Annotated in this window: 21 protein-coding genes and 1 pseudogene; 13 read left to right on the plus strand and 9 right to left on the minus strand. The window is 48.7% G+C overall.

The window, feature by feature from the left end; translation table 11 throughout:
• Positions 1-56: 56 nt before the first annotated feature.
• The gene (locus AC5JR3_RS19715) at positions 57-1,454 is read right to left on the minus strand and encodes an amidase (protein WP_495848268.1); all 1,398 of its coding nucleotides are present in this window, start codon (positions 1,452-1,454) and stop codon (positions 57-59) included.
• 68 nt (positions 1,455-1,522) lie between these two features.
• On the opposite strand from AC5JR3_RS19715, the gene AC5JR3_RS19720 reads away from it, so the two are divergent.
• The 4 genes from AC5JR3_RS19720 to AC5JR3_RS19735 all read left to right on the plus strand — a co-directional run bounded on the left by AC5JR3_RS19720 (position 1,523) and on the right by AC5JR3_RS19735 (position 2,808).
• Positions 1,523-1,969 carry a PIN domain-containing protein gene (locus AC5JR3_RS19720; protein WP_495848269.1) on the plus strand — a complete coding sequence of 149 codons (447 nt, stop codon included), beginning with the start codon at positions 1,523-1,525 and terminating at the stop codon, positions 1,967-1,969.
• Entirely contained in the window at positions 1,956-2,171 is a 216-nt protein-coding gene (locus tag AC5JR3_RS19725; RefSeq protein ID WP_495848270.1) for a hypothetical protein, read from the plus strand. The genes AC5JR3_RS19720 and AC5JR3_RS19725 overlap by 14 nt, the downstream gene beginning before the upstream one ends.
• Before the next feature lie 161 nt (positions 2,172-2,332).
• A complete protein-coding gene (locus tag AC5JR3_RS19730) occupies positions 2,333-2,614 on the plus strand; it encodes a hypothetical protein (protein WP_495848271.1) in 282 nt (93 codons plus the stop codon).
• A gap of 14 nt (positions 2,615-2,628) precedes the next feature.
• On the plus strand, positions 2,629-2,808 hold the full coding sequence (locus AC5JR3_RS19735) for a hypothetical protein (RefSeq protein ID WP_495848272.1): 180 nt from the start codon (positions 2,629-2,631) through the stop codon (positions 2,806-2,808).
• Between the two features lie 33 nt (positions 2,809-2,841).
• On the opposite strand, the gene uvrC is transcribed toward AC5JR3_RS19735, so the two are convergent.
• The 3 genes from uvrC to AC5JR3_RS19750 all read right to left on the minus strand — a co-directional run bounded on the left by uvrC (position 2,842) and on the right by AC5JR3_RS19750 (position 6,843).
• Entirely contained in the window at positions 2,842-4,722 is a 1,881-nt protein-coding gene (uvrC, locus tag AC5JR3_RS19740; protein WP_495848273.1) for an excinuclease ABC subunit UvrC, read from the minus strand.
• Between the two features lie 304 nt (positions 4,723-5,026).
• Positions 5,027-5,917, minus strand: a complete 891-nt coding sequence (locus tag AC5JR3_RS19745; RefSeq protein ID WP_495848274.1) for an NF038130 family PEP-CTERM protein — start codon at positions 5,915-5,917, stop codon at positions 5,027-5,029.
• A 356-nt stretch (positions 5,918-6,273) separates the two neighbouring features.
• Entirely contained in the window at positions 6,274-6,843 is a 570-nt protein-coding gene (locus tag AC5JR3_RS19750; protein WP_495848275.1) for a hypothetical protein, read from the minus strand.
• Between the two features lie 89 nt (positions 6,844-6,932).
• Here AC5JR3_RS19750 and cobA point away from each other — a divergent pair, with 89 nt between their 5' ends.
• The 3 genes from cobA to coaE all read left to right on the plus strand — a co-directional run bounded on the left by cobA (position 6,933) and on the right by coaE (position 12,878).
• Positions 6,933-8,465, plus strand: coding sequence for a uroporphyrinogen-III C-methyltransferase (gene cobA, locus AC5JR3_RS19755; protein ID WP_495848287.1), 1,533 nt, complete (start codon positions 6,933-6,935; stop codon positions 8,463-8,465).
• A gap of 635 nt (positions 8,466-9,100) precedes the next feature.
• A complete protein-coding gene (locus tag AC5JR3_RS19760) occupies positions 9,101-12,277 on the plus strand; it encodes an EAL domain-containing protein (RefSeq protein ID WP_495848276.1) in 3,177 nt (1,058 codons plus the stop codon).
• A gap of 7 nt (positions 12,278-12,284) precedes the next feature.
• Positions 12,285-12,878 (plus strand): dephospho-CoA kinase, encoded by a 594-nt coding sequence (coaE, locus tag AC5JR3_RS19765; protein WP_495848277.1) that lies wholly within the window; start codon positions 12,285-12,287, stop codon positions 12,876-12,878.
• A 127-nt stretch (positions 12,879-13,005) separates the two neighbouring features.
• On the opposite strand, the gene AC5JR3_RS19770 is transcribed toward coaE, so the two are convergent.
• From AC5JR3_RS19770 to AC5JR3_RS19780, 3 genes are read right to left on the minus strand one after another with little or no spacing between them, the layout of a single operon-like run.
• Positions 13,006-13,200, minus strand: a complete 195-nt coding sequence (locus AC5JR3_RS19770; RefSeq protein ID WP_495848288.1) for a hypothetical protein — start codon at positions 13,198-13,200, stop codon at positions 13,006-13,008.
• A gap of 21 nt (positions 13,201-13,221) precedes the next feature.
• A complete protein-coding gene (def, locus tag AC5JR3_RS19775) occupies positions 13,222-13,785 on the minus strand; it encodes a peptide deformylase (protein ID WP_495848278.1) in 564 nt (187 codons plus the stop codon).
• Positions 13,786-13,837: 52 nt separating this feature from the next.
• Complete coding sequence (locus tag AC5JR3_RS19780) at positions 13,838-14,125, minus strand: hypothetical protein (protein WP_495848279.1); 288 nt, start codon at positions 14,123-14,125, stop codon at positions 13,838-13,840.
• Positions 14,126-14,186: 61 nt separating this feature from the next.
• Between AC5JR3_RS19780 and AC5JR3_RS19785 the strand changes: the two genes are divergently transcribed.
• From AC5JR3_RS19785 to AC5JR3_RS19805, 5 genes are all read left to right on the plus strand, one after another.
• Positions 14,187-15,089 (plus strand): cell division protein FtsX, encoded by a 903-nt coding sequence (locus AC5JR3_RS19785; RefSeq protein ID WP_495848280.1) that lies wholly within the window; start codon positions 14,187-14,189, stop codon positions 15,087-15,089.
• Positions 15,090-15,239: 150 nt separating this feature from the next.
• Complete coding sequence (locus AC5JR3_RS19790) at positions 15,240-16,076, plus strand: DUF3598 family protein (protein WP_495848281.1); 837 nt, start codon at positions 15,240-15,242, stop codon at positions 16,074-16,076.
• A 220-nt stretch (positions 16,077-16,296) separates the two neighbouring features.
• Positions 16,297-16,902, plus strand: a complete 606-nt coding sequence (locus AC5JR3_RS19795) for a DUF1517 domain-containing protein (RefSeq protein ID WP_495848282.1) — start codon at positions 16,297-16,299, stop codon at positions 16,900-16,902.
• An 88-nt stretch (positions 16,903-16,990) separates the two neighbouring features.
• Positions 16,991-17,869 (plus strand): hypothetical protein, encoded by an 879-nt coding sequence (locus tag AC5JR3_RS19800; RefSeq protein WP_495848283.1) that lies wholly within the window; start codon positions 16,991-16,993, stop codon positions 17,867-17,869.
• A gap of 167 nt (positions 17,870-18,036) precedes the next feature.
• A complete protein-coding gene (locus AC5JR3_RS19805) occupies positions 18,037-21,012 on the plus strand; it encodes a glycerol-3-phosphate acyltransferase (protein WP_495848284.1) in 2,976 nt (991 codons plus the stop codon).
• 832 nt (positions 21,013-21,844) lie between these two features.
• On the opposite strand, the gene surE is transcribed toward AC5JR3_RS19805, so the two are convergent.
• Positions 21,845-22,654 carry a 5'/3'-nucleotidase SurE gene (gene surE / locus AC5JR3_RS19810; protein ID WP_495848285.1) on the minus strand — a complete coding sequence of 270 codons (810 nt, stop codon included), beginning with the start codon at positions 22,652-22,654 and terminating at the stop codon, positions 21,845-21,847.
• Positions 22,655-22,829: 175 nt separating this feature from the next.
• Here surE and pheS point away from each other — a divergent pair, with 175 nt between their 5' ends.
• On the plus strand, positions 22,830-23,834 hold the full coding sequence (gene pheS / locus AC5JR3_RS19815) for a phenylalanine--tRNA ligase subunit alpha (protein WP_495848286.1): 1,005 nt from the start codon (positions 22,830-22,832) through the stop codon (positions 23,832-23,834).
• Positions 23,835-23,974: 140 nt separating this feature from the next.
• On the opposite strand, the pseudogene AC5JR3_RS19820 reads toward pheS, so the two are convergent.
• Positions 23,975-24,063, minus strand: a pseudogene (locus AC5JR3_RS19820) (photosystem II protein D); the annotation flags it as partial.

Raw genomic sequence — 24,063 nt, forward strand, 5'->3', positions numbered from 1 at the left:
GCACCCCTGCACCCCTGCACCCCTGCACCCCTGCACCCCTGCACCCCTGCACCCCATCAACTTAAAGCAGGGCGATGCTGAATCCAGGGTTTAGCGGCTTCTAGATGGGATGCTAGAGCGATTAATGTTGCTTCGGCAGCAGGGCGTCCGACGAGTTGGATACCTAGTGGTAAGCCCTTGGCATCAAAACCCGTTGGAAGAGCGATCGCGGGTAAGCCTGATGCATTAAACGGCGGACAAGGGGCAATCCAGTTAATAATTTTTTGCAGCGTTTCTTCGGGATTCAAATTCGCCCACTCGCCAACGCGGATGGTTGAATGCAGGTAGGTTGGCAGCACTAGTACATCGAAGTGATCAAAAAATGCCACGATTCGCCGAGAAACGAGCTGCATTTGAATAACCGCTTGCAAATATTCCCCCGCAGAAGTCGATTGCTCGGCACACCAGCGATTCATAGGACTCAGTACCTCTTTAGGAATTCCTGCGGCTGTGGCTCCAGCTTGCCAAACTTTGATAAAGGGTTCCGTCAAACCATTAAAATCAGGACAACCCGCTTCGACAATATGACCCATTTGTTCTAGCAGTTGCACAGTTTCTTGCACCGCCTGCTGACACTCGCTGTTTGCTTCTCCGACGGGGAGAACTGATGTTGTAAAGGCAATGCGTAATTGACCTAACTGTTGCTGTGTGGCATCAAGAAACGGCTTCTCTGGAGCAGGTAACCAGTAGGGGTCGCCAGTAATATAACCTGACATTACATCTAGTAATGCGGCGGCATCAGCTACAGTTCGAGCTAAAGGGCCATTACTAGAAATTCCGCTTTGGCGATCGCCCACAGGGGCATGAGAAACTCGTCCCCGCGAGGGTTTAATACCGACTAATCCGCAACAAAAAGCTGGCCCCCGCAGCGAACCACCACCATCTGAACCTTGAGCGATCGCGCATAATCCTGCTGCTACGGCTGCTGATGCACCACCACTAGAACCGCCAGGGGTATAGTCCAAGTTCCAAGGATTGCGAGCTGGGGGAAATCCTAGAGGTTCAGTATAAGGAAAAGACCCCAGTTCTGATGTTGCCGTTTTGCCGAGAATCGTAAAGCCTGCCTGCTTAATCCGCGTCACTACTCCATCGTCGTAGTCGGCAATGTTTTTCATTAGTACAGGTGTACCCGCAGTGTATCGGACGCCTGCAACTGCATTCAGGTCTTTGATGGAGATGGGGACGCCAAAGAATGGGGGTAAGTCTTCGGAGTTGCCAGCCAGTTGTTCCGTTTTGGCTGTAGCATCAGCGATCGCCTGTTCAGCCGTTACCGTAAAGTAGCTTCCCAGCTTAGAGTTAAGTTGTTCAATCCGCTCTAAATAAAGTTGTACCAACTCCAAAGGCGATACTTCCTTGCTGCGGATGAGTCGTGCTTGCTCTAAAGCCGGAGTGAAGGCTAAGTCAGTTGAATTCATGATGTTTTGGGTTGGGTGCTTGTCCAAGCAGCAGGATAAAGTGGAATAGTCTTGCTTCGAGCGATCGCGTGACAAGTGTATATTTAGATACCAGTGCTTACAACCGTCCGTTTGACGATCAAACTCAGCCCAAAATTTTCCTGGAAACCCAAGCTGTAGTCATTATTTTGCAGATGGTTGAAGCCAAGGCAGTTGAGTTAATTAGCTCCTCAGTTTTGGAATATGAGAATGATCGCAATCCGCACCCCATCAATCAGGAGGCGATGAGCCGATATCTTCAATTAGCCGAATTAAGGCAAGAAGTTGATGAAGCAATCCGCCAGAAAGCCGAAGACTTAGAACAAAATGGATTAAAAGCGATTGATGCATTGCATGTTGCGTGTGCAGAAGCGATTAACAGCGATTATTTCATTACTTGTGATAAGCGGCTAATCAATCGGTGTTCGGGGTTAACTATGAAAGTCATGAATCCAGCTGATTTTGTTTTGGAGATGAGCAGCGATGATCCAGGTTAAAAGCGAGCAACAAGTTTTACAGGAAGGATTTCAGATTTTGCTATCCAATATGGAACCGTCTGCTGTTGCTCGGTTTTGGGCAGCGTGCAATATTGGCAAGGGAGACTACTTGAAACTCAAAGACCAGCTTTTTGCCCCAGAATCAGTAGGCAGCTTGTACTCTAAGATAGTAGACTTTCAGGCATCAAAACGCGAAGCCTAACAAGCGCGTTGTATCGGAATGAAGCAATTCTTTGGTGTAGAGTTTGATGCCACTTACATCCGCTGAACGCGGTCGTTATGTAGCTTCAGTTAGGAGTAAGGGCAACAGTCTAATCTCTAAGTTTTCAGGGCTAAAATATAGGGTGTATTCTTAGCAAAACGATGACACTAACCCTTAACCTGCCATCAGATTTAGAGCAGTATCTTTTGCAGGAAGCCGATCGGCACGGGCTTTCCGTAGAAGCAATAGCATTGCAGCTTTTGACAAACTCTATTTTGTTAAAGCAAAAACAAGCTGAAGCAGTCAGCTTACTCCAGTCCTGGATCGATGATGAGGATGGGGAGGAACAGCAGGAAACAGGTAAGTATTTGATTCATGCTTTAGATGACGATCGCTTGTCCGATCGCAAGTTATTTCCGTCTGAGCTGAAGGGTATAACTTAGTAAGTCGAGTCATCGTGTTAGATACAGAACCGCTTGGTCTAGTTACGAATCCAAAGCTTTCTGCTGAGAGTGTTGCCTGTGCCCAGTGGCTCCACTCTCACATTACATCAGGGAGCCGCGTTATTATTCCAGAGATTGCAGACTACGAGGTTCGGCGCGAGCTATTACGAGCAGTGCGATCGCCACTTTTGTAGAGTGCGTTACTAACGCACCCTACGGTTACTTATTTAAGCTGGATGGAAGTAGTCATAAATTTCCTGGGCTAAACGCGAACCGATACCGGGAGCCTTTGCCAACTGTTGGGGAGAGGCTTCGCGGATGTAATCGATAGAGCGAAAGTGCGCTAGCAGTTGCTTTTGGCGATTGAAGCCTAAGCCAGGGATATCATCTAAACGCGATCGCCGCAACTTTTCACTCCGCTGCTGGCGGTGGAAACTGACAGCAAAGCGGTGGGCTTCATCTCGCAGACGCCGGAGTAGCTGAACGCCTGGTTGTTCCGCTTCTGTTGGTAGGGGTTGCGATTCGCCAGGAAGGAAGATTTCTTCTCGCTGCTTGGCAAGACTGACAACGCGCAAGTCTTCAATCAAGTTCATCTCTTGCAAGACAGCGACAACCGCAGAGAGTTGACCTTTTCCGCCATCAATCATTACTAAATCTGGCCAATCAGAATTGCCAACTCGCAGTAGTTGCGGGTCTTCCGCGTACTTGCGGAAGCGGCGGCGAATCACCTCTGCGAGGCTAGCAAAGTCATCGGAGTGACCAGCAGTAACGGCAGGGTTTTTGATTTTGTAGTGGCGATAGTGTTGCTTGGCGGGTTCGCCATCCACAAATACCACTTGCGAACCAACCGCATTGGAACCCTGGATGTGGGAAATATCGTAACCTTCAATCCGGTGTGGCAAGTCGGGCAAGTCGAGGATGTCTGCTAAGTCTTGCAATGCCTGATTGTTGCGGTCTGCAAAGCGCTGAGTCCGCTCTAGTTCGTAATGGGCGTTGCGCTCGACCATCTCAATCAGTTCGGCTTTGGCTTGCCGTTGAGGGGCAACAATGGTGACTTTTCTACCTTTTTTCTGGCTCAAGTATTCCGCCAACATCTCCGCTTCCGGTAATTCATGCTGCACCAAAATATCTGTGGGAATTTCCACCGAGTCAGCGGTTTGGTAATGGTCTTCTAATACTCGTTGTAAAATCGCGCCTGGTGTCCCCGATTGAGCATCAGCGAAGAATCCCAAGCGTCCGACTAAGCGACCCGCACGAATTTGGAACAGTTGAATGCAGGCGTGGTGTTCGTCGGCAGCAAGGGCGATCGCATCCCGCGAAATAGTATCGTTAGGTAAAGAGACTTTCTGATCGGCACTGAGGGAGCGAATTCCAGCAATTTGGTCGCGAATCCGGGCAGCCGCTTCAAAATTCATCGATTGGGCCGCCTGCTGCATGTTGGCAGTGAGAACCTGTATCAGTTCCTCTGTCCGTCCCTGAAAGACCATCGCAATCTTTTGAATCGTTTTGTGATACTCTTCCGGGGTAACTAACTTTTGACAAACACCAGGACAGCGCCCTAAGTCATAGTTCAAACAAGGGCGGTCTTTGTGCAACGGTTGGGGACGCTGGCGTAAGGGAAAGAGGCGCTTTGCCACTCGTAGGGTGGTTCGCAACAGTCCTGTATCAACGAAGGGGCCGTAGTATTTATCCTTTTCTTTGCCTAAACGTCGGTTGCGGGTGATGAAGATGCGGGGATATTCTTCTGACCAAGTGACTAGGACGTAGGGATATTTTTTATCGTCTTTAAGAAGAACGTTGAAGTAGGGTTGATGCTGCTTGACTAGGTTGGCTTCTAAGGCGAGAGCTTCGGCTTCGGTGTCGGTGACGATGAACTCAATCTCAACGACTTGTCGCACCATCATCATGATGCGATCGCTTAATTTTTGCGATTCGCGGAAATAGGAACGGACGCGCGATCGCAGTTTCTTTGATTTTCCAATATATAAGATGCGATCAACTGAGTCGCGCATCAAATAAACCCCCGGTTCTGGGGGAATTTCTTTAAGGCGCTTTTCTAGCCGTTCTGGATCTTTAACCAGAGGTAATGTCTTTGCCGATGTCGTCACAGGAGGTTAGTCAACTTTTTTTAAAGCACTACTCCTATGATAGAAAGGCTTGCTTGATTCCTCAGTAAGTTTGCTGATCTCTAAAGGTGGGGCAAACCGTCAAGGGTTGGATGATTAAACCGTACTAGGCACACCAGGGCACAGAGAGAGAGTTAAGAGAGTTGTTTTATAGACTAAGAAACAAGGGGCGGGTTTAGCGATCGCTTTTGACTCTTATCAATGACTTTTGTACAAGACCCGCCTATACAAAAAAGGGAGCCAATTGGCTCCCCGATTCGGTTGTGACAGTGGAAAAGTTAAAGCTTTAAGCTTTTTGCAGCTTCCGCTTGGCGGCAAATAGACCACCGACAGCCATCAGACCCAGCATTGTGGAGGGTTCGGGGACTGATTCTACGGGGGGTGGGGGAGTAACGACGCCTCTGAGGGCAACTTCGTAGTTACCGCTGTGAGAGCGGCCATCAGCACCTACGCCTGAGCCGTTCACTAAGCCAGACTGCGTAGCGCTGAAGCTGTAGAGTAGTTCCTCAACGCCGTTGTAGCTAGCTTTGACGACTTCACTTGCCTGGAATCCATCTCTAATAAGACCGCCCAATTGCCCTAACATTGGTGCATAAACTTCTTTGACATTGTAGTGACCCGCCAAACCAATCAGCAGGTCAGTACCGCTGGTTGTGACATAGGAGATGTTAGGGTCGCTGGCGCGTTGAAATCCACCCATGCCGAAAAATTGATTAAAGGCAGCTGTGCCAAGTCCGTTTCCAACGAACCCTCCCATACCAGCATTAGTTAAAAAGCCATTAAACCAGGTGGTGGCAAAGGTGGCAGCACCGTAGGTTTTATTCAAACTCGTTCCAAACCAGTCAGTTGCTGTCAAGCTACTGAGAGTAAGGGTTTTGCCCGCAACTGTTCCGGTGACGCTGGTACGAGCATTAGAAGCCAAAAATGCACTATTGGTCAATTTTTCACTGCTGGCAAATAGCTCAACGTTTCCACCAGGAGCGCTGCTATTGCCGCTCAGGACTTTATCTAGATCCGCACTGGGGTTGAGGACAGTATTAGAGCCTGAAACATCATAAAGTAAGTAATCACTCCCTGATAAGCTAAAGTTCCCTGCCATCGCTGGGGAAGTGGCGATCGCGCTTACACTTGCCACTACTGAAGCGCCGAGCAAAAATTTCTTGATAATACCTGGCATATTCTTCTCTATCTCCAAAAGTTTTTGTTGGGTAGAAGTTTTGCTTAATCCGCGCACAGTCGGACTTAGCGTGATTAGTTCTATATCGGACTTACGACTTGCTAGTTCCTATTTAATCTATCCCTTAAACGGCTTTAGTAGGTAAAGTTCATCAGGAGTTAGCGTGAAGGTTTGGTAAATAATTAGGCACAAAAAAAATCTGTATCTTCTATTCACTATCAGTGAAAATACAGACACTTATAAAAGAACAGAATTGCTCGTTTTCATTAAAGTATTGACGACTTTGTCAACCGTAATTTTAAGTAAGTTTCTTTGTTCAGATCCCCGACTTCTTGAAGAAGTCGGGGATCTCGCATTCAACCCAATATAGGAAGGGAATCGCGATCGCCAATCGGCGTTGCAGTTTGCGCTACATCAAACTCCACAGTCGTAGTAATCGGTAAACTCCCCAAGGAACCCACGGCAAAAGCTGTTCCCGCGAGATAGCAAGTACGACTTAAACAAGATTGAATCTTGGCAAAGTCGTAGCCATCGACAGTCAAAATATCATCAACCGGATTATAGGAAAACTCAAAGGGAGAAAGCTGAATAGTCTTCTCGGCATCGCTAAAAATAGCACCCGAACCCCTTAAGGAACTCAGAGTCAGTCCTGTGAGTGTTGAAGCTAACTTTTTCAGCGATCGCAGCAACTCAATAGTCAGTTCCGAATCCCCTTCATCTTGCAGCCTTCCGCTAAGATTTTCGACGGCGAAGCTTTTGTGGGGCACATTAAACCTGTAACGGAAGGGGAGAGGATACGCCCCCTCAACCGTGACAAAACCCGCATAATCAAGTTGCGTGAGTTGGGTTGTCTCAGCCAGAGCGAGTTGAGGAAGCCCTAACGCGATCGCTGCTACCGCGATCGCTACAAGTACTAATTTCTTCAAAGTCTATATTCTCATCGATTCAGAGGTTTCCTCAATGCCCTATATCCTCCAAAATATGAACATACTGAGGAAAAAAATTGAGCGATCAAATGGGAAAAGTTTACCTCGTTGGAGCCGGATTAGGGGATGTGTCTTACCTGACGGTGAAGGCACAAAAACTATTAGCTCAAGCCGAGGTGTTAATCTATGATGCCTTAGTCGATCGCCAGCTATTGCAATTAGTACCTCCCGATTGCTTAAAATTTGACGTTGGTAAGCGGGGAGGACGCCCCAGCACGCCGCAAGCTGAGATTAATCAGTTACTTGTGGAACAATGCCAACAGGGGAAGCAAGTGGTGCGGCTAAAAAGTGGCGATCCTTTTATTTTTGGGCGTACTAGTGCCGAAATCCAGGCGTTAATTGAGGCGGGGTGTGCATTTGAAGTTGTCCCTGGAATTTCTTCTGCCTTGGCTGCTCCCTTGCTTGCTAGTATTCCTCTTACCGATGCAGTACTGAGTCGTTGTTTTGCCGTACTCAGTGCCCATGAACCAAGGGAGTTAGATTGGGAAGCCTTGGCGCGGATTGATACGCTGGTGATTTTGATGGGTGGGCGTCATTTGAGCGAAATTACTCGCCAGTTACAACGCTATGGGCGATCGCATTCCACTCCCATTGCGATTATCCGTTGGGCAGGATGTCCTCAACAACAAATTTGGACGGGTACCTTAGGCAATATCCTCAAGCAAACGGAGGGCATTTCCCTCTCTCCAGTTGTAATTGCGATCGGCGAAGTTGTTAAGTTACGCGAGTTTCTTCAATCTCAATCTCCTATGTCTCAACCTCCTTTATCAGGTAAAACCGTTTTAGTCACCCGTTCTGCTGGACAATCTAGCCAATTTCGCAAACTGCTTGAGCGAGAGGGTGCAAGTGTCATTGAGATGCCAGCGTTGGAGATTACGCCGCCTTCGAGTTGGGAAGCATTGGATAATGCGATCGCTCATCTTTCTGACTTCAATTGGCTCATTCTTACCTCCAGCAACGGCGTCGATTACTTTTTTGAACGGCTGCTGGCTCAAGGAAAAGATACCCGTGCCTTAGCGGGGGTCAAAATTGCCGTCGTTGGGAAGAAAACCGCCGCCAGCCTAAAATCTCGCAACCTCCAACCCGACTTCATCCCGCCAGACTTTATTGCTGATTCGTTAGTGGAACACTTTCCCGAATCCTTATCTGGGTTAAAAATTCTGTTTCCCAGAGTAGAAACGGGCGGTAGAGAAGCGTTAGTGCAGGAACTAACGGCACAAGGAGCAGAGATGGTGGAGGTAGCAGCCTATCAGTCAGGATGTCCGGCAACTATCGCTCCGGCGGCACTTGATGCTCTTTTGGCGGGTGCGGTGGATGTCATTACCTTTGCCAGTTCTAAAACCGTTAGGCATTTTCATCAACTTCTAGAAAAGGCTTTGCAGCAAGGCGATACCCTATCCCATCCTGTCTCTATTACCTCTGTGTTAGAAAAGGTCTCCATTGCTTCGATTGGTCCTCAAACCTCTGAAACTTGCCGTCAGCTCTTGAGGCGAGTGGATGTAGAAGCGGCGGAATATACCCTAGAAGGACTAATCCAAGCAATTAGGAAATATTTTGATTGATTGTAGGTAGGCGTTTTGAAATACGCGAAACTAACATATTACCCAAAGTGTTGTCTGCGTTGGGTTTCACTCTGTTCACCCCCACCTACCCGAAAAGATTTGTTAGTTAACCAAGAATTCAGTTTATGTAGGGTGGGCAGTGCTTCTGACGACGTTAGACAAGAAATACCGGGGGTAGGCTCTGTCTACCTTACGCTTAATGACAATGTGCAAGATATGAATTAAAACTGAGTTTGGCTACTGGTTGTGGAAATTAATTTCTTGGCTAAACGATGTTGACATTTAAATTAAAACTCTTTGCAAAGAGAATTAAAAATTAACAGTTTCTCAAACCTCGATATAAGGATTGGTTAAACAAATAATCTGTCCTACTTATAGGAAGATTTTTTTCTTCTTTCAGTGCAACTGCTAATTTTTAGTCAAAATTCGCGCCCCTATAATATGAAGAGCGCTAAATTTGTGTAAATAAAGACTAATTGAGCAGAGGAGAAAAACTTGGGAAATCATCACGATGTGGGGATATTAACTGAGAAATCCTTAGCATCCAATCTATTTAAATCTTTGGCAATCCTGTCTGTCTACAACTAGACTTATATTTCGCAATCAATGCCCCCAGAGGCTTGTAAAAATTGCTTATGATCGGCAAGGGTTTATCTGCACGACATCAAGTCCGAAATATTGTATTCATTTATACATTTTTTAGCAGCCTGTGGATTCTTGTTTCGGACTGGTTACTGGCACAATTCATTGACGATGGCACGCTCCTAACACAATTGCAAATTATTAAAGGCTGGGCGTTTGTCTTCGTTACCAGCGCGTTTCTCTATGCTTTAGTGTCCCGTGCTTGGCGCTTACAGCAAGAAAGCTACAACCTTTTAAGGGCGGTCGTTGAAGGGACAACAGACGCCATCTTTGTGAAAAATCATCAGGGTTGCTACCTGATGGCTAACTCCACAACTGCCGATATTTTTGGAAAGCTAGAAGAAGAAATCCTCGGGCAAGATGACACGGCTTTTCTGTCTCCAGAAACGGCTCGTCAAATCATGGAGACTGACCGCAAGATCATGACAACGGGTCAGACGGAGAGCCTAGAGGAAGTCCTCACCCTCAACGGCATCACGAGGATCTTTCTGTCTACCAAAGATACCTACCGCGACGCCCAAGGAAACATTCTGGGTATCATTGGCGTTGCGCGAGATATTACAGAGCGTAAGCAACTGCAAGAGGAACTGCGCCGAGAACGAGAAGATTTGCTTGCCTTAACAACCATCACCAGCAATAGCATCAGCACCTTAGATCTGGACGAATTGCTCGATGTCTTGCTCCGTCGCATTGTCGAAGTGATGAAGGCGGATGCAGCGGTGATTCTCCTCAAAGAAGAAGACCATCTGTTCGTCCGCGCTAGCCTGGGCGTGAACGAGGACGTCTGGAGTGAAGACAATCCTAATCTCAAACATCGCTACAGCGTTCCGATGGGACAGGGCTTTGCGGGGACGATCGCCTCAACCATGCAGCCGCTTTATCTTGAAGATGCCCAGTCCGATCCACGCGTCCTCAACCCCCGCCTGAAAGAACAGGGGATTCGGACAATGCTAGGCGTTCCCTTGCATCGTCGCCGTCAGGTAATCGGTGTCCTTCATGTCGATTGGTTAAACCTCCATCCCCGTCAAGAGCAGGAAATTCATCTGCTAGAGATTACAGCCGAACGCTGTGCAATGGCAATTCTCAATGCCCAGCTTTTTGAACAAACAAAACAGCTAAAAGAGCGGCTTCAGCTTCAATTTGACCGGATGCCGATTGGCTGTATCCTCGGCAATAAAGACTTGCAAATAACCGATTGGAATCCGGCGGCAGAACAAATCTTTGGCTTTACCAAAGCTGATGTATTGGGCAAGCATCCTTGGGAATTGTTTATCACTCCGGAGGTTTGGGCGGACGTTGAAGCGATCTTTGAGCAGCTTGCCTTGGAGCCAATGGCGATCGCCCACAACATCAATGAAAACCGCACCAAAGACGGACGTATCATCCTCTGTGAGTGGTATAACTTGGCATTGAAGGAAGCAGATGGCAGCGTCATGGGCTTTCTTTCAATGGTGATTGACGTGACGGAGAAAAAGAAAGCCGAAGAGGAATTGTGCAGGCGAGAACAGCTCTACCGCACTATTGCTCGCAACTATCCAGACGGGGCAATCTTTCTATTTGACCAAGAGCTGCGCTATACCCTGGCAGACGGCGCGGGGTTAGTGAGGATTAATCTTTCTAGAGAGTTACTAGAAGGCAAAACCATTTGGGAAATTGGCCCCTTAGAAACCTGCGAGGTATTGGAACCCAATTATCGTGCCACGCTAGCAGGAACAAAGACCTGCTTTGAAATCCCCTATGTCAATCGCATTTATGCCGTGCAGACGTTGCCCGTCAAAAACGATCAGGGAGACATTTTTGCTGGCATGGTTGTGGCGCAGGACATCACTGAGCGCAAGCTATCTGAGGTGCAACTACGACGCTACGCTTTTTATGACTCGCTGACAAATTTACCCAATCGCGCCTTATTTTTAGACCGTTTAGAACTGTTGACGGTAAAACAACTTCAAGATAACAGCGGTTTATTTGCCCTTCTTTTTTTAGATTTAGATGGCTTTGAGATTGTTAAGTACAGCCTGGGACATGGGTTTGCCGATCAGCTAATTGTGACGGCAACAGACAAGTTAAAACGCTGTTTGCGTCCTAGCGATACCTTGGCACGGCTAGGCTCGGACAAGTTTGCCATTCTCTTACCAAATATCAAAGATGCCAGCGTCGCCACCAATATGGCAGAACAGATTCACCAACAACTACTGTCTGCTATTAACCTTGGTGAGCATGAAGTGTTTGCGGCTGCCAGTATCGGTATTGTCTTGAGTGGTCAGGAGTCGGAAGCTAGTAATCCTGAAGACCTGCTGCGGGCGGCTGATACCGCCATGCATTACGCTAGAGTCCATCGCCAAGCGAGTTATGCTGTCTTCGACCCGCTGATGCAAGCAGAGGCGAGGGAACGTTTGCAGTTACAGGCAGACTTGCGGCGGGCGATCGCCCAATCTCAGTTTCAGGTTTACTATCAGCCGATTATTTCCTTAAATACGGGAAAAATCGTGGGGTTTGAGGCGTTAATCCGCTGGCAGCATCCAGAACGCGGTATGGTTTCACCAGACAAATTTATTCCCTTAGCAGAGGAAACGGGGCTGATTGGTCAGATCGATCGTTGGGTGTGGCGGGAGGCTTGCCGTCAACTACGAGCTTGGCACGACAAATTTCCCCGTCAAGCCGCGTTGACAATGAGCGTTAATGTTTCCAGCAAGCAGCTAGCCCAATTAGGGTTATTAGAACAACTAGACAACTTGCTGCGGGAAGCGGGAATCCAGGGGCGCAGTTTAAAGCTAGAGATTACCGAAAGCGCCATGATGGAAAACACCGCCGTGGAACTAGTGATATTAGAACAACTTAAAACCTTGGGGATTCAGTTTTCCATTGATGACTTTGGCACGGGCTACTCGTCTTTGGGGCGTTTGCATCAATTACCCATTGATACGTTGAAAATTGACCGCTCTTTTGTCAGTCGCTTGGGAGCTGACAAAGAAGCCCTAGAGATTGTGCGAACGGTGACAACGTTAGCTCACATTTTAGAGATGGATGTGACGGCAGAGGGGGTCGAAACACAAGAGCAGTGGGAACAGTTGCGATCGCTCAATTGCGAATATGGGCAAGGGTATCTGTTTGCCAAACCCCTAACGAGTCAAGGGGCGGAAGCCTTACTTGCTGCCGAGGTGCAGTTTTAGGGGGAAAATGACACAAAAGCGCATCATTGGGTTGACAGGTGGCATTGCTACAGGGAAAACTACTGTTTCTGATTACCTTGCCGAAGCGTATCAGTTAACGGTATTAGATGCGGATGTTTACGCCAGAGAAACGGTGCAACCCGGTTCTTTGGTGTTAGACAGAATTGTGGAACGCTACGGCAATGATATTCTTGGGGGCGATCGCACTCTCAATCGGCGTCGCTTAGGGGAGGTTGTTTTTGCCAATCCCGCCGAACGACAATGGCTGGAGCAGCAGATTCATCCTGTGGTGCGATCGCGTTTTCAAGCAGAAATGGACAACATCGCCGCCTCTACAGTTGTGTTAGCGATTCCGTTACTATTTGAAGCCAAGTTAACCCACTTAGTGACAGAAATTTGGGTGGTTTATTGCGAACCTACCCAACAGCTAGAGCGGATTATAAAACGCGATCGCCTCACTCCAGAACATGCCCACGCTCGGATTTCTAGCCAATTCCCCCTTGCTGACAAAGTGGCGGCGGCGGATGTGGTTCTAGATAACGCCTCTACCCCGGAACACCTGCTTCAACAAGTAGATGCGGCGTTAGCGAGGGAGATGTGAAGCACCTCATTATAAAAAGTCGTTTTTGAGCAAAGCCCACCTTACAAAAAAAACCGCCCAGGTTCAAGATCAACCAAGACGGATTGCATTTCCCTATCTACGATTACGAGCATCGCTAGACTAAGTTCTATAGATTCGCTCTGGCGTCACGAACCGCAGCATAAAAAAAGAATCCTGTCAAGGGAACGCTAGCCGCTAAGGTAATCGCTGTTCCCAAAGTGCCCCAGGCGGGATTACCTGAGGAAAGTTCAAAGATTGAGCCAACAGCAGCGATCGCTGCCACGCAAGAACCTGTCAAGAATAGACCGCTTTTTGGTGTCATCATAATGTTTTAGTTCAATCCTTATTGCATGGGTTGAACGGCGTTAGCAGAAAAGCCATGCTTTTTGAGTTCTTCAGTTAACGCCAAACCATTATTCACCCGATCCACAAACATTACACCATTCAGGTGATCCATTTCGTGCTGGATAGCACGCGCTAGCAATCCATCGGCTTTCAGGGTGCGGGGACGTCCGTTCTCATCCTTGTAGGCGACTTCTACTTCCTCTGGGCGTTGGACATCTAGATAGACGCCAGGAATGCTCAGGCAACCTTCTTGAGCATCACACAAAGCGCGACCAAATTTCTTGATGGCAGGGTTGATTAAAACTAGCGGCGGGTTGGTGGGGTTATCCGGCTCGCAGTCAATAACAATTACTTGCTTGTTGACTCCGACTTGTGTGGCGGCTAGACCAATGCCATCGGCACTGTACATCGTTTGCAACATCTCCCGTACCAACTGCCGGATGCTGTCGTCTACCTTCGCAACTCGCTTGGCAGGCTGACGCAGCACGCGATCGCCTAAGTAATGAATTTCTAAGGGCGGATTTTCTAATTTTTTCTTTTCGATGACTACTTGAGAAGTCATTGGACGTGAACTCACTAAAGACTACTATTTTACGGTGTAATTTTCTTCAATGTTAACAGTTCCCAATAGTAGCAAGAGTATAAATTTTCCGGGGATGTGGGTAAATAACCGTCATCGGGAATAAAGTATGAAGGGTGAAGTATGAAGTATGAATAGGGTTGGTTATTGCTTCTCCGCGCTCCCCGGCTCCCCGGCTTCCCTGCGCCCCGGCTCCCCGGCTCCCCGGCTCCCCGGCTTCCCTGCGCCCCTGCACCCCGGCTCCCCGGCTCCCCGGCTCCCCGGCTCCCCGGCTTCCCTGCGCCCCTGCACCCCGGCTCCCCGGCTCCCCGGCTCGCCACATTCTCCCGATTTCAGTTATCTTGGTTTTTGCTCATCTACGCGATCGCGTTGGCAGGTATTGGATGCTTCAATCTCTCACCAAACTTGATTACCTCTTGCGTGAAACCCTAGTTGGATTGCAGCGTGGGGGCTGGATGAACTGGGCAGCCGTCAGCACCGTCACTGTCTTATTGTTTCTCTTTGGCACGAGTTTACAGGCATCGTGGCAACTGGAAGGACTGTTAAATCAGTTTGGTAGCCAACTGGAAGTGGCGGTTTATCTCGATCCTGGGGCGCAGCTAGACGTTGTTATCCCCATGGTGGAGAAACTGCCTCACATCAGTGCTGTGAAAACGGTAGATAAAGAACTTGCTTGGGCAACTCTCGTGGAGGAGTTGGGGCTTTCTGATATTAACGGGGCGGCACAGCAACTAGCGGGTAATCCTTTGGTGGATGAGCTAAAAGTGAAGGCGCAAACCCCCGAAGATGTCCCAGTGCTGGCGCAGCAATTAGCAGTAATCCCTGGTGTTGATAACGTGCAATACGTCAATGAAGCCCTAGAACGCCTGAATCAACTGCATCAAGGCTTGGGCTGGGTGAGTTTCACTGTTACTGCCATCCTCAGCCTGACAGCCGTTGCCGTGATTACAACAACGATTCGGTTAATTGTGATGGCACGACGGCGGGAGATTGAGATTATGCAATTGGTAGGGGCAACAACCGTTTGGATTTACCTACCATTTATTTTGCAGGGAATCGTATTTGGCGTTGTCGGTGCGGCGATCGCTTGGGTTCTGATTACTAGTATTCAGCAGTTTCTCCGTAACTTACTCGCCACTCAACCGGATTTTATTCAATTCCTCGCTGAGGGGCTGCAACCTAATTACTTACATCTGATTTTGCTGCCTGTAATTCTTGTCTGTTTGGGTGGTGCTGTGGGTTTCGTGGGCAGCGTATTTGCCGTGCGTCGGTTTGCTGTGCGTTAGGCGTTTTTAGCGATCGCCCTTTACACTGCACTTGATTTATTAGTTAGGACTCACCGACTCACCGACTCAGCAGTTTGCTATAAACAGGGCTTCTAGCCTAAGCGCCTCAATTTCCCCTAGCATCAAAGAGGCGAGTTGAGAAAAAAAAACATGTCTTCTCAATGGGAATGTTTGCTGAAAAATTTGGGAGAATGGCACGGCTCATTTACCCGCTTATCCCCCCAAGGGCAACTGCTGGAAGATACGCCGACTGTCGTTTCCTTTGAGGGGATCAACGACAATCAAACGATGCGCCAAATTGTGCGCCGCCTACCAACCGATGCACCTGTCAATGAGAAGGTGCTGGAATACAGTTCCTTGGGCAAGGGCATAAAAATTTTTGACAATGGCGCATTTTCCCAAGGTTCTGTGCAATGGGGGCCATTTTCAGAGTTTGGCGCAGAACTCGGCTTAATTGCAGGCGATCGCCGCTTGCGTCTGGTGCAGCTCTTTGACAAAGAAGCCAAGCTGGAGAGAATCACACTAATTCGAGAAAAACTCGCGGGGACAGATACACCAGAACGTCCGCCCCTAACTGTAGAGCAGTTGCTGGGAGAATGGCAGGGAGAGGCAGTGACGCTGTATCCAGATTTGCGATCGCCTGATACTTATCCCACACAGCTTCAGTTACAGCGCCAAGATAGCGATACATTGACACAAAAACTCACCTTTGGCACGGGAGACTCCGCCCGTACCATCACCTCTAGCGGTCGCATTGATGGCTCCATCCTGCACTTTGAGCAAGGTTCTCTCCCGGTGCAAGTGTTACTACTTCCCGACGGAGCCTCTTCCAACTGCCCTTTGCAACTCAAACCCCGTCACTCCTTAGTTCTGGAGGTCGGTTGGCTCTTGGAACCGGATTTGCGTCAACGGATGGTTCGCCGCTACAGCGAGCAGGGGGAATGGGTAAGTTTGACGTTGGTGACAGAGCGAAAAGTTGCCGCTTAGATATCTAGAAGGTGGATATTGCCCGTCAAGATAGGCATCGTCTCGAGACGCGATCAAATCATGCCCACCACACTCCTTCACTTCCAAACCGTTCACGGGAAGAAAGCTTTGAGGGGGGTAAACCGTATTTTCGTCGGCTGGATCTCAACTGCTATGCCTACTAAAGTAGAAAAAGTAGCTAAATTAACGTCTATTTCTCGCCCTTAGTAGTAAAGCAAACATGAGTTCCTGGCGCGATCGCTTCAATCGGCTTACTAATCAAACTCGCTTTGTCGTCTGTCGAATATTTTTGCATTTGGCTGGCGAAGAAGTTGCCCCTCTGTTAGGGGTTCTCAATCGTGCCGCACGAGAGGCAGTGGAATCTGATGGCGACCTTCAGGTTTTAGGGGAAGGGTTAGTAGATATTTGCCAAAACCTTTTACAGGTCGATACCTACTGGCAAGCGGCTGGCAATGAAGGCGATGTATTTTGGGATGAAGGGGAAGCCGGAGATTATGTGAGCGAACTCTTCACAGACTCGGCTGAACGCTACCTGAGCGAACCCAACTTTGCTGAATCGAGTTCTGAGGCAGCAGACTTGTTATCGTTACCTGTTACGCGCCATTTAGTCGTCATGATTACCGTGGCGGCGGAGGGTGAAGTTCCTGAACTAGAAACGGATCTAGCGGATATCACTGCTTTAAACGCCGGGTTGAAAGCCTTGGTTAATCTCCACTATCAGGAACGACTGCGGGCAATTCAGGTACACTTTTCCCCCGCACAATTCGGAGATCAACTAACTGACGATCAAGTCATTGCTAACTTTCCGGAACTAATTCCTCTATAAGGAATTTTTCAGCCAAATGTCTGAGTTTTTCGGCTATTTACCGCTCAATAAACCCGTTTAGTAATCGTTATAAACCCTACCTTGTTTTATGTTCCGTAAGCTAACTATTCTTTTCATGGCTTTGACATTATCTTGGACTACAGTTGCCTGTGGTTCTCCTCAGGTGTCAAGCCCTCGCAATCCCAATTTGACAACAACATCTTCTACTCCCACACGACTGAGCGACGGGGAATATCCTGTCCAACAGGCAACTTACGATGATGCCACTGGGGAGTACAGCTTATTTTTGCTCAACACCCCGCCGGGAACTCCCGCAACATTCCGCACAACAGATTTACAGATGGCAGCTCTGACAGAGGAGCAAATTAACTCCGGACAGAAGAGTTATGTAGAAATCAAAAATGGTCAGGCGGTGATGCACCTGGCGGAAGACTTCAAGATTGAATACGTCCACAACGTCACAGAAACGCAAACTAATTCTCAAACCGGACAACAGGAAACTGTAGTTGTTCGTAGAGAAACTGGCTTCTGGACTCCCTTTGCTGGGGCTTTGGCAGGGCAGGCGATCGGCAGTTTATTATTTGCCCCCCGTTACTATGTACCACCCGTCTATCAACCCGGTGGCGTGCTGAGGGGTTACGGCGGTTATGGCAATACCTACAGTCAAGCCGTTAATCGATACCAGACTCGCTACCAAGCTCCCCCGCCAGCCGTGAGAAACCGTCAAACCTTGCGGACGACAGGGGGTTTGAGAAGGTCACCTACGACAAGACCAACAACAACAACTAGACGCACGCCTAGCAATAACAACAGCCGTTCGACGGGTTCCGGTTATGGCAGTAGCAACTTGCGTCGCTCTCAGAGATCAAGCCCTAGCCGACTCAATCGTCCTAGTGGTAGTGGCTTTGGCAGCAGTCGCTCTTCACGTCCAGCTAGACGTTCTTCTGGTGGCCGGAGACGACGTTAGTTTTTGAGGGGTTAGGCATAGGCGTAACCTATATTAAACAGAGTTCCTGTCATGGCTGTGGAGGTTTGTCCTCGCAGCCATTGACTATTAAGGAGCATCGTGGTGAAAGCAAGACTCAAACAAAACGTTTACGATGAAAAAAAACTTTAGCGATCGCTCTTAATACCATGACGCTAATGCAGGTTTGGGGCGCACTACTGATCTTCATTGTTTGTCCGCTGCTAGGAGGGCTGCCGCTAATTGCCTGGATCATGGCAGCGTTTACAGGGCGTCAGTTGTCACAACTGGGTACAGGTAATATCTCTGTCTCCGCCGCCTTTTACCACGGGGGACGCTGGGTAGGAATCCTCGCCGTGCTGACGGAGGCGTTGAAGGGAATTGCTGCTGTTTTACTGGCGCGGGCGTTCTTCCCAACTGCCCCAGAGTGGGAATTGATCGCCCTGATAGCACTGGTGATGGGGCGTTACTGGTTTGGCAAAGGGGCGGGAACAACCAACGTTGTTTGGGGCTTTATTGTCCACGACTGGGTGACAGCCGCGTCTGTTTTTTTCGTTACTATCATTGGCTTTACGATTTTCCGCGATCGCACTTCCGGACGCATTGCATCACTAATTTTGTTTCCCCTGATTCTGGCACTATTGCACCCCCAGGATGGGGAACGCATTGTGGCGGCGGTGTTACTGGGGCTATTGTTAGGGTGGATTTATCAAAAAATCCCCGACGACTTAGACTTACCCACCAAAGAAGGTCAGGTAGAATCTCAAAAAGTGTTTCGTTTTTTTAGCGGCGATCGCGCAATTGTTTCTCTCGATACTCCCCTAGACAGCCAAAAGGTCGGTCAAAAAGCGGCAACCTTGTCCCAACTCAGGCGATGGGGCTATTCTGTACCCTCCGGCTGGGTGCTCCCCCCTGGAGATGACCCGGAACCAGTGATTAATCATCTCCCTATATCTGTGCAAGAACCCTTAGCGGTGCGTTCTTCGGCGATTGGGGAAGATTCCGAACAGTCATCCGCAGCGGGACAGTATGAAAGTCTGTTGAATGTGACCACTCGATCGGCGTTGCAAGCCGCGATCGCTTTGGTTTTGGCGTCCTATGATGCCCCTGGTGCGACTCAGTATCGCCGCGATCGCCATCTGAGCGAAACGTCAATGGCAGTACTGATTCAAAAACAAGTTAAAGGGGTTTTTTCTGGCGTTGCCTTTAGCCGCGACCCCATTTACCAACAAGGGGATGCCGTCGTCATTGAAGCCTTACCGGGAGACGCCACAGAAGTAGTATCCGGGCAAATCACACCAGAACAGTACCGCGTGTATATTCGCGAGTCAGGGGCAGCGAGTAAAGTGTCGGTGCGGATGTCAGAAGCGTCAAAACCGTTAAACAGAGACTCCACAGTCGGAAGCCCAGAGGAAGATGCCTCCATTTCGTACCAGATTGAAGGTGCTGGGGATGTACCAACGACATTGATTCAGCAAGTCGCTATCTTGGCAAGGGAACTGGAAGACCGCTACCACGGCATCCCTCAGGATATTGAGTGGAGTTATGACGGTCAGCAGCTATGGATATTGCAAGCCCGTCCTATCACCACCCTACAACCGATCTGGACGCGCAAAATTGCCGCCGAGGTGATTCCTGGCTTGATTCGACCGCTGACTTGGTCGATCAATCGTCCTTTAACTTGTGGGGTTTGGGGAGAGATTTTCACAATCGTTTTAGGCGATCGCTCCCAAGGATTAGATTTTAACGAAACGGCAACGCTGCACTACTCCCGTGCTTACTTCAACGCCACCCTCCTAGGAGAAATTTTCCGTCGCATGGGTTTACCCCCAGAAAGTTTGGAGTTTCTCACTAGAGGGGCAAAGTTTTCCAAACCTCCTCTACGTTCCACCCTCCGGAATGTACCGGGATTGCTGCGGCTACTCGGTCGGGAATGGCGTTTGGCATCTGACTTTGAGGCAGATTACGAGCAACACATTGCTCCCACCTTAAGGCAATTGGCAGAACGCCCCACTAGTGAATTATCCGCCTCCGTCTTGCTAGAACGCATCGACAGGATTTTGGAGGTACTGAAGCGGGCAACCTACTACAGCATTCTCGCTCCCTTGAGTTTCTCTCTGCGACAGTCCATCCTAGGCGCGAAGGATGACGAACTGGACAACAGCCAGATGCCAGAAGTTGCCTCGTCGCGATCGCTAGCGCAATTAGCCGCCGATGCCCGTCACGTCATTCCCAAATTAAAGCTTTCTGATATTCCCAGTGGGCCATCCCTGTTTGCCACCCTAGCAGAGATGCCAGATGGGGATTGTATCTTAGAACCCTTCAATCGCTGGCTCGATCGCTATGGCTACCTCAGCGATGTCGCAACTGATATTGCTGTTCCCACATGGAAAGAAGACCCCCGCCCCGTGCGGCAACTATTTACCGAGTTTCTCTTAAATCCGCCGCCGCCTTCTTCCCCACCCAACAACCAACGCCTCAGAGCGCAAATTGTCCAAAAACGCCTGAATATAAAAGGTCGAGTCACAGAGGTTTACTCGCAACTGCTGGCAGAACTCCGCGCTCAGTTTTTGGCGTTGGAAGCGATGTGGTTAGAGTCGGGTTTGTTGCAAGCACCTGGAGATATCTTCTTTTTAGAGTTTTCCGAAGTTCGTCGCCTAGTCAGTGGTGCTGACCAGGAGTTGAGACGCTTATCTTTATTGGTACAACAGAGGCGATCGCAACTCGCACAAGACAAAGAATTAGAAACAGCAGCACGGCTCGTTTACGGCAATGCTCCCCCTCTCCCGCTTCCTGAGACTGCCTCCCTTACCCCTCAGCAACGACTGCAAGGGATTGGTGCCAGTCCCGGACAAATCGAAGGGTCAGTAAGAGTCCTTCGCCACCTGCAAGCGGCATCTGGAATTGATAAGCAAACGATTCTCGTTGTACCCTACACCGATTCTGGTTGGGCACCGCTTTTAGCACGAGCCGGAGGATTAATTACCGAAGTGGGAGGGCGTCTTTCCCACGGCGCGATCGTGGCGCGGGAGTACGGCATTCCCGCTGTTTTGGATATCCACGACGCCACACGGTTATTAAAGGATGGGCAACGAGTCAGAATTAACGGTCAAAGCGGAATTGTGGAGATTTTGGAAATTGGGTAAAGGGATGGTTGTATGAGGTTTTTACCCAGCCTGACAAGTTGTTATGCCGCGATCACAGTTCAGAAACTTGCCGATCATCAAGTTCTTGAAATAACACTAGAAGCATTCACCTGTTCGTGTTTTTGCAAACAACATTTACGCGCATAAGTTTGAATAATGATTGCAAAAAATAAGACCGCGATACTGGTAGGAATAAACCGCTTATTGTCAGTGTTGTCTACCTATAAGTACGTATCAGCTTTACTAACTGTCGGGACAAAATCTATCTCAACTAAATCGCAGCCAAACTTGACTTCTTGCGATGGAATCCCAAACAGTCCATATACTACTATTCTACCTTCGTAAGGATAGGGGCAGGTTTGGGAAGAGTTGTCCCTGTAGCTACTAGTGGTCACTATCGGCTTAAATTCTGTGATTTTTACACCAGTACAAGTTAAAGCTGCTAGTTGTGAACATTTTCCATGTCCAACGAGCCAAAGCAACTCTTCAGCATACTCGACAGCTCTAGAATCTTCCCCTACTATCTTTTCAAGATTATTTTGGATTAGCAATCTTGGTACTATTTGAGCAGCAATGAATAGAATACATAGAGAGGTGACAGAATACGTGAATAGCTTCATTCTCTTTTTATTCTATCTATTCTAACAACTCAACCTATATAGCAATTATAAACCCTTTGTTGCAAAAACATTGCCAGCATAAAAGTCATTCAAAAGCCGTGAATATCCGTTGAAAATAGTGTTCTAGGATAGCACCAGTCTCTGATCACAAAAGATTGCTAAGTGCTTCTGAGGGAAAACGCGATCGCTCCACGATGAATTGAGACTATGCGCTAGTATCGCCAATTGCAATCTCCCATACCCCAATCCTGCAACATATGCACCCCAGCAGTATCCGTGAGGTTGTATTGCAACGGCGTCATCGTGATGTATTTTTCGCGAATGGCTTGGACATCCGTAGGAATATGACTGGGAAGATGCAGATGATCGGGTTGTTCCAATTCCTCAATCACTTCACCCGCTAACCAGTAATAGGTTTTTCCTCTAGGATCTACTCGCTTTTCAAACGTTTCATGATAGCGGCGAATTCCTTGGCGAGTAATTGCAATACCCGCAATATCTTCTTGCTTGACTGGCGGGATATTGACATTGAGCAAGGTTGTTTGGGGTAGGGGCTGCTTCTCCAACTGCACCAGCAGCGTTTTAGCAAACTGAGCAGCCGGTTGAAACTCTTGCAGGGTATAACTCGCCAGACTAAAGGCAACACTAGGAATGCCTTCTAAAACGCCTTCCATCGCCGCTGAAACGGTTCCAGAGTAAAGAACATCCGTACCGAGATTCGAGCCGTGATTGATGCCAGACAAGACGAAATCCGGCGGACACTCCAGCAAGGCTCCTAATGCCAACTTGACGCAATCAGAAGGCGTCCCGGAACAAGACCAAGCTCTAATAGTGGGGTGAAAGATCGATTCGACTCTTTCGGCTCGAATCGGGTCATGTAGCGTCAAACCATGACCCGTGGCAGAACGTTCGCGGTCAGGGCAAACTACGGTGACATCATGACCCGCATCCGCGAGGGTGTTAGCAAGGGTACGAACCCCTAAGGCGAAGATGCCATCGTCGTTGCTGATTAGCAATTTCATGTAATATAAGCAGCGGCGAGTAAACAGTTGTCTGATTCTAGCTTGCCTGTTTTTGTACCCCGCTATACCTGAATCAATTTAGTTTTCCCAAAAATATCCTCCGAGGCTTTTGTAAACTGAAGAGAGATATTTTCTTGTTTGGCAGCCTGTTCGCATTGCATTCACAAATTCTAGTATGACCACTACGCTCAACGACCTTGAGACTCAACTCGTCGCCCTCAAAAAGGAAGCGGCTACAGCGATAGCTTCTGCTGATACTCTGGAGCAATTAGAACAGTTGCGAGTCAACTACCTAGGCAAAAAAGGACAGCTCTCTCAGGTTTTGCGGGGTATGGGCAAGTTAGCAGCAGAAGACAGACCCCGCATCGGCTCCCTTGCCAACGAGGTTAAAGAATCGCTGCAAGAGAACTTAGAACATCGGATCAAAGACCTGAACGCCGCGCAAATTCAGGCACAGTTAGAAGCAGAAACGTTAGACGTTACGATGCCAGCCGTTTACCGCCCTCAAGGTCGGCTGCATCCGATTAATAGCACAATCGATCGCATGGTAGATATCTTCGTGGGACTGGGTTACACCGTTGCCCAAGGGCCAGAAATGGAGACGGACTACTACAACTTTGAAGCCCTCAATACCCCGCCAGAACATCCTGCTCGCGACATGCAGGATACCTTCTACTTACCCGATGGCAACGTGATGCGGACTCAGACTTCTTCTGTGCAAATTCGTTACATGGAAGAAAATGAGCCGCCGATTCGCATTGTTTCCCCAGGACGTTGCTATCGTCGAGATACAGTAGATGCCACCCACGCCGCCGTCTTTCATCAACTGGAAATCTTGGCAGTCGATGAAGGATTAACATTTACTCACCTCAAAGGCACCCTCAAAGAATTCCTCCAGGAAATGTTTGGGGAAGAATTGGAAGTACGCTTCCGGGCAAGTTACTTCCCCTTCACTGAACCTTCGGCAGAAGTGGATGTGCGCTGGAGAGGGAAATGGTTAGAAGTGATGGGGTGCGGCATGGTTGACCCCAATGTGATGAAAGCTGTGGGGTATGACCCAGAAGTCTATACCGGGTTTGCCGCAGGTTTAGGAATCGAACGCTTTGCGATGGTGCTACACCAAATTGATGATATCCGGCGTTTGTACAGCAGCGACTTACGCTTCTTACAGCAGTTTTAGATCGACCGTTGGATCGTCATGGCGATCGCCAACTTTTTACCGATAAGGCAGGCATCTTGCTTGCCTTATTTCATCTTCCCCCACAAAAAAGCGCCCCCCAAAGGAGAGCGCTTTCTTATTTAAGAGCTAAGAGCTAAATCTTAACCCTGGATAGCGGGAGCTGTTAAAGCAACTGGAGTCGCCTCACCACTAGCCAAGTCTAGAGGGAAGTTGTGAGCATTACGCTCGT

It is taken from the genome of Kastovskya adunca (assembly GCF_059505785.1).

What these genes read in the sequence shown, in the direction of transcription:
- AC5JR3_RS19715 (WP_495848268.1), bottom strand. Translation starts at nt 1,454, where the DNA reads ATGAATTCAACTGACTTAGCCTTCACTCCGGCTTTAGAGCAAGCACGA.
- AC5JR3_RS19725 (WP_495848270.1), top strand. Translation starts at nt 1,956, where the DNA reads ATGATCCAGGTTAAAAGCGAGCAACAAGTTTTACAGGAAGGATTTCAG.
- AC5JR3_RS19730 (WP_495848271.1), top strand. Translation starts at nt 2,333, where the DNA reads ATGACACTAACCCTTAACCTGCCATCAGATTTAGAGCAGTATCTTTTG.
- AC5JR3_RS19745 (WP_495848274.1), bottom strand. Translation starts at nt 5,917, where the DNA reads ATGCCAGGTATTATCAAGAAATTTTTGCTCGGCGCTTCAGTAGTGGCA.
- cobA (WP_495848287.1), top strand. Translation starts at nt 6,933, where the DNA reads ATGGGAAAAGTTTACCTCGTTGGAGCCGGATTAGGGGATGTGTCTTAC.
- AC5JR3_RS19760 (WP_495848276.1), top strand. Translation starts at nt 9,101, where the DNA reads ATGATCGGCAAGGGTTTATCTGCACGACATCAAGTCCGAAATATTGTA.
- coaE (WP_495848277.1), top strand. Translation starts at nt 12,285, where the DNA reads ATGACACAAAAGCGCATCATTGGGTTGACAGGTGGCATTGCTACAGGG.
- AC5JR3_RS19770 (WP_495848288.1), bottom strand. Translation starts at nt 13,200, where the DNA reads ATGACACCAAAAAGCGGTCTATTCTTGACAGGTTCTTGCGTGGCAGCG.
- def (WP_495848278.1), bottom strand. Translation starts at nt 13,785, where the DNA reads ATGACTTCTCAAGTAGTCATCGAAAAGAAAAAATTAGAAAATCCGCCC.
- AC5JR3_RS19780 (WP_495848279.1), bottom strand. Translation starts at nt 14,125, where the DNA reads ATGTGGCGAGCCGGGGAGCCGGGGAGCCGGGGTGCAGGGGCGCAGGGA.
- AC5JR3_RS19785 (WP_495848280.1), top strand. Translation starts at nt 14,187, where the DNA reads ATGCTTCAATCTCTCACCAAACTTGATTACCTCTTGCGTGAAACCCTA.
- AC5JR3_RS19790 (WP_495848281.1), top strand. Translation starts at nt 15,240, where the DNA reads ATGTCTTCTCAATGGGAATGTTTGCTGAAAAATTTGGGAGAATGGCAC.
- AC5JR3_RS19795 (WP_495848282.1), top strand. Translation starts at nt 16,297, where the DNA reads ATGAGTTCCTGGCGCGATCGCTTCAATCGGCTTACTAATCAAACTCGC.
- AC5JR3_RS19800 (WP_495848283.1), top strand. Translation starts at nt 16,991, where the DNA reads ATGTTCCGTAAGCTAACTATTCTTTTCATGGCTTTGACATTATCTTGG.
- AC5JR3_RS19805 (WP_495848284.1), top strand. Translation starts at nt 18,037, where the DNA reads ATGACGCTAATGCAGGTTTGGGGCGCACTACTGATCTTCATTGTTTGT.
- surE (WP_495848285.1), bottom strand. Translation starts at nt 22,654, where the DNA reads ATGAAATTGCTAATCAGCAACGACGATGGCATCTTCGCCTTAGGGGTT.
- pheS (WP_495848286.1), top strand. Translation starts at nt 22,830, where the DNA reads ATGACCACTACGCTCAACGACCTTGAGACTCAACTCGTCGCCCTCAAA.